Raw genomic sequence first — 5,251 nt, 5'->3', positions numbered from 1 at the left:
AACAGCTTCCATTTGTCGACCGAAGCCTCTGGATCGACCTCCATCGCGCCAGCCTGCGTTGCCAGCATGCCAAGCGACAGCGATCGCCGCCCAAACGGCGTCGTGAATGCATTCCCCGACTGCATCGTCCTCTACCTTTCAATAGGCAAAAGATCCACGCTCGCCCAAACGACGCCAATTACTCTTGACACTGATTCCCGGAAATGCGATTCTCGATCCTGCTAGAGATATGAGAGAAGCCTTCCAAGACAGAGATGTTTAGGTGGGCTTTTTTCTTTTGCGGTTAATCTCCTGTTTTTCCTACTGTTTCCGATTCCCTGAACGCTCGATAGAGTTCGTCAAGGTTATCGGCAATATATGCACCGAAACGAGAGGCATTCTTGGCTTTCAATGCCAAGGTAAAGCTCTTGCCCGTATCTTTGATCTCAGCATTGAGCAACTTATCCTTGGCAGCCCATGTTTTTGCCTTTGGTGTGTTTGTTTTTTGCGCGGACCGTTTTGGCCCATTCAGAAAGTCAAAGAGCCGCGTAAAACGTTCATCGCTACCTTCCGTCGCAAATTCAGCAGACTTTACAAAATCAGCTGCTCTCGCTTGATTGCCGGGCTGTTCAAAAAACTTGGATAATTGCCACCATCTGTCGCGCCCGGTGGCTTTGGCCGCGCCAATGGCAAGCACAATGCTCTCTGGAATATAGGTCGAGACAGATTGCATCTTGGAGAATGTCGTCGGATCAAGCGTTAAAGCAGATTTGACGACGGAGTGATCATAGCCAAGATCCGCAAGGCGTTTGGCAAATAATGTCCGCTCGATAAAAGACAGGTTCTGTCGTGCGGCATTTTCCTGCCCCTGCGCGATCACGTGGTCCTGATCAGCCATCGGCTTGACGACAGCCCTGACGTGTTTGTTCAACTGCCGGGCAGCTTTGACACGGCGATGACCGAAAACAATCTGATAGCGTCCGGATATTGAAGGATGTGGCCGGACAAGGATTGGCGAATCCTGTCCCCTCTCCGCAATCGCCGTAAGGAGCTCCTGAAATGCCTGGTCATCCTCTTCAATCCGATCTGAGACGAATGAACCATCAATCAGATCAGGATCAAGCTCGACAACACTTCCCTTCGCGAGCTCCTCAAATGAACTCTTGATGGATCGGGATGCACCGGTCACCACATAGGACAGCGCTTCATTGCGCTCGGTTTGCACTGGCGCTGGATTCATCACGCTACTGAAAACATCCTTACGGGCCATCTATTCGCTTCCACTCTCAGTCATGCAATTGATTTTTCTAGCGAAAACCTGTGTTTTTACCGCAGTAAACATATTCATCTCAGCGCCCCCATGCCCGATGCACCAATGAAGCAATTTCGGAGTTTACGGCGTCAAGAGACTCAATGGCCCTTTCGTAGGTCGTGCGGGTGAAGCTGTTCTTTTCCACCTCGTAAAGCGTCTGCTTGGTCAGGCCAGCATCCGAAACAGCTGTTGATTTGAGCATTGCATTGGCCAGAATTTCCTCTGCCAGCATTGACTGCATGAAGCCGACCATCTGCGCCTGCGGGATGTCGGTCGGCTCATAGCGCGTGATCAAATAGCGGAACCAATCGAGCTCCACTTTTGCACCAGCCTGTTTCACAGTCTTCAGGATGCCACCAAGCATAAGCAGAAACTGCGACATTGACATCAAATCCAGCATCTGCGGGTGTACGGTGATCAAAACAGCCGTGGCAGCCGACATTGCAGTCAATGTGAGATAGCCGAGCTGCGGCGGGCAATCGATAACCACGACATCATAGCGGTCGTCAACACTCTCAAGCGCAGTGGCGATACGGGTAAAAAACTGCCTGCCCTCGCGCGATGCCTTGTCCTGCATGGCTAGCGGCGTATCGTATTCATATTCCTGCAGTTCAAGATTGGCGGGAATGATGTCGAGCCCAGGAAAATTGGTCGACAGAATGACATCTGCAATAGGCTTGCGTTCATCATCGTAGCGGATGGACTCGTAAAGCGACAGATTCCTGTCAAGCTCCGGTTGAAAGCCATGCAAAGCAGATAGCGACGCCTGAGGATCAAGATCAATGGCGAGAACGCGGTGGCCAGTCAGCGCTAAATACTGCGCCAGATGTGCTGCTGTCGTCGTCTTACCTGAACCGCCCTTAAAGTTTACAACCGCAATGACCTGCAGCTTGTCGCCAGCCTTGCGATGCGGAACATACTTCTTCACTTCGGTACGGCCATTACGATCGAGATAATGACGTAGTTCCAGCATCTGCTCGGCCGTATAGGATCGCCGCCCGGATGTTGCTTGAGCCGGAACGGGGCCCTTACCTTCCAGATGCAAGCGCTTCAGATTGTTTTGCGTCACACCAAGATAGTGCGCCACTTCAGCCATGGAAAACTGCCGCAATGTCTTCTTTGCATTCGGCGGAAACTTTTCCATCCGAAGCTGGTTAAGACGGCGTGATATCTCTGCCCCCTGATCGAGGATCTTGTCATCAAACTCGAACTTGGGCAGAGGTAGAGCGAAATTCATCGGAGACAAAACCTCTAATAGCGCTTTTTCAAAGCAAATCTTCTAAGAAGCGCCATTAAGCTCCGATTCTAACAATCCAGCAAGAAATTTTAGGTTAACAAATGGTTAACGGGAATTGGCAATCCAAATCGACAAAGCCTCTCATCCATTTATGCACCAAATTGCATTACCTACCCATCTCTTTTCCGCACTACGAGTTAATACACTGATTTCGTTTATAAAAATGCGGAGTTTTACTGCGGTAAATTTGCGTAGAAAGAAAGACGACGCCGCACCAGCCGCTCAAATCCCAGCCAATCATGCAATCAATGTACATTTCGGGTTCAATATTTATCCAACGGTTTGTTTGACCGCGGCATACATTGCTTCGCCTCAAGGCTGGTCTAATTCGGGGCTCGCGGCGAATCGTACTCGGTTTCTGCCTTCGGATTTTGCCCGGTATAGGGCTATATCAGCCGCTTTGATGAGGCGCGGCCACTCTTCCGCCCCAAGCGACCCCGATGCAACGCCGAAACTCGCAGTCATGTTCAGACGGGCGCCATCAGCGAGAACAATCTCGTGCCGTTGCAATGCAAGCCGCAACCTGCGCGCGCGCATAACCACATCCGAAAGCAGATCGCCTGATAGGAGAATAGCGAACTCTTCACCGCCGAAGCGGGCGATCACATCTGTCGGTCGCAACATCGATCGAAGGAGGTCGGCTACTTCCCGTAAAACCCGATCTCCGGCCAGATGTCCATAAGTATCGTTGACGAGTTTAAAATAATCGATGTCGATCAGAACCAGACAAGCCGTTTCCGCTTCCCCGTCAGTTTTCGGTTTGCTTTGTCCAATAAGGTCGAGCGTGCGGCGGTTGAAGAGGCCTGTCAGACCATCTGTTTCCGCTTGCTCTTTCAGCTTGTCCGTCAGCTGTGCCCGCTCCCGCAGCTTGCCACGCAATATCTGAATAGCATCAAATAAGCGGCGCATCTCACCCGCATAGTGCGCACGATTGCCGAGTTGTACGGGCTGATCCTCCGCCAGTCCAATAACCTCATCCCGAGCCTGCAACAGCGGCGACAGAACAGACCCGTGAACCATACGAACCAGACTGGCAAGGATCGCCAGAATGACCGTTGTGATAGCAATGACCATCAGCAATGTTCTCAATGCGCGATCACGTGTTTGCATCAGTTCGTCAATTTTCACATTCAGAAATTCGATACGCAGACTTTCCAATGGCTGGAGCGTTTTTACAAAACGCCTGGTGAATTCCTCAGCGGTCAAAGAATAGCTGCCGGAGTTTCGGCCCTCTGCGACAAGGGCATCAAACATCCCCAGCCCCTCACCAAAGAAGACACGTTCGATTTCCTCGCGTTTTCCGATGAGCCTTGCGTCGCTGCGGAAGATCGCGTCCTGTCCGCCGACCAATCGCCAAAGTTCGTTCAATCGGCCGCGGGTTCGGCTGCTGTCAATCAGGTGTTTGCGTTCCAAAGGCTGACGGGTCGCTATCGGCGCCATGATTTGCGATGCAATCCGGCCGCCATACTCTCTGAGGTCGCTCAACATGTGGCCGATCAAGACAGATGCTGCAATTCCGTCATCCGCATCAACAAGATCATCGACATTCCAGGCGACGATCGACTGAAAGTTGTCAACAACTGCGAACATTCCTTCGATCGCCTGTTGAACGTCTTCAAGACGCCGCTGCCCGAAGGGAAGATTTGCAACGCGATCAACCTCCGCTCTGGCGCTTTTCAGCTGTGTGTTTGTTTGTTCCAGAAAACGCAGCGGTATGGGATGGTCAATAGACTCCCGATTAGGCGCAATGGGATTTGCAATCGCCTCAATGGCTGCATCACTTGCTGCACGAAACTGAGCGAGTTGCCGTTTCGCGTCGTCCATCGGGAGATCCATAATCCCCATCACTGCATTGGATGGGCCTCGCTCGGCCGATAAACGATTAGCCGCATCCAAGACCAGGCGGTAGCGTTGAACACGATCAAGGTTACGACGGGCGAGCCAGTAATCGCCATAGGACGGCATTATGATGCTTGCGGCGAGAATACCCGTGCAGACAACTGCCATGCCGGTTCCCGTCCAGAGCTTCCAATATAGGCTTCTGCCCATATCTTTCTGTGGTGAGGATTGGCTTGTTTCAACGTGGCTGGACACTGTCGATTCGGGGCGTCTCCCGGAACGGGCTGGACGAGATGAAGTCAATCAATATTATCCTATCGCAATAGTCCCCACCCGCGGCTCATGAGCCGCCCGCAAGACTGTACTTCTGTCCCCTCTGAAGTCTGTGATCATTATCGACCACATGGTCTTGTAATCCGATCCTATGCCGCTTTTAACGGAAGATATCAATAGGGATACACGTATAGGTTGATTCTCGTCGCGCACATTTGGTTGTACGCTTGGAACGAGAAGATTTGAAATTGATTGCTGCGAACGAATGATCAATGACAATGCAAAGAAATAGCGCATGAAAATTGCAAAACCGCGCATTTCGAAATGCGCGGCCTCGCTTGATTGTTTATTTTTTCGTATCCGCCTTGCGGCTAGCATCATCTTCCACGAGTTCATACCACATGGCGTTGAGAACGGCGAAAGCCGCTGCAAATGGCAATCCGAGAAGCCAGGCAAAGTACCACATACTTCTAATCCTCCGTTGTTCTAGTAAGCATGGCCGCTTTTATTGCTAATCGTTTTGTCGTCCACTTTGCCCCATAGCACCCGAT

4 protein-coding genes are annotated in these 5,251 nt (G+C 51.4%); all 4 read right to left on the bottom strand.

Features of this window, described 5'->3' with window-relative positions; genetic code table 11:
* Positions 1-283: 283 nt before the first annotated feature.
* The 4 genes from repB to cydX all read right to left on the bottom strand — a co-directional run bounded on the left by repB (position 284) and on the right by cydX (position 5,166).
* Positions 284-1,249 carry a plasmid partitioning protein RepB gene (gene repB, locus AB4Y96_RS26295; protein WP_441920963.1) on the bottom strand — a complete coding sequence of 322 codons (966 nt, stop codon included), beginning with the start codon at positions 1,247-1,249 and terminating at the stop codon, positions 284-286.
* A 79-nt stretch (positions 1,250-1,328) separates the two neighbouring features.
* Positions 1,329-2,528, bottom strand: coding sequence for a plasmid partitioning protein RepA (gene repA, locus AB4Y96_RS26290; RefSeq protein WP_441920961.1), 1,200 nt, complete (start codon positions 2,526-2,528; stop codon positions 1,329-1,331).
* A gap of 372 nt (positions 2,529-2,900) precedes the next feature.
* Positions 2,901-4,595, bottom strand: coding sequence for a GGDEF domain-containing protein (locus AB4Y96_RS26285; protein ID WP_441920960.1), 1,695 nt, complete (start codon positions 4,593-4,595; stop codon positions 2,901-2,903).
* A 451-nt stretch (positions 4,596-5,046) separates the two neighbouring features.
* Positions 5,047-5,166, bottom strand: a complete 120-nt coding sequence (cydX, locus tag AB4Y96_RS26280; RefSeq protein WP_091886287.1) for a cytochrome bd-I oxidase subunit CydX — start codon at positions 5,164-5,166, stop codon at positions 5,047-5,049.
* Between the last annotated feature and the right edge of the window lie 85 nt (positions 5,167-5,251).

Source organism: Phyllobacterium sp. TAF24, assembly GCF_052113785.1.
Lineage (GTDB): Bacteria > Pseudomonadota > Alphaproteobacteria > Rhizobiales > Rhizobiaceae > Phyllobacterium.
This window is presented reverse-complemented; position numbering and strand designations above follow the sequence as displayed.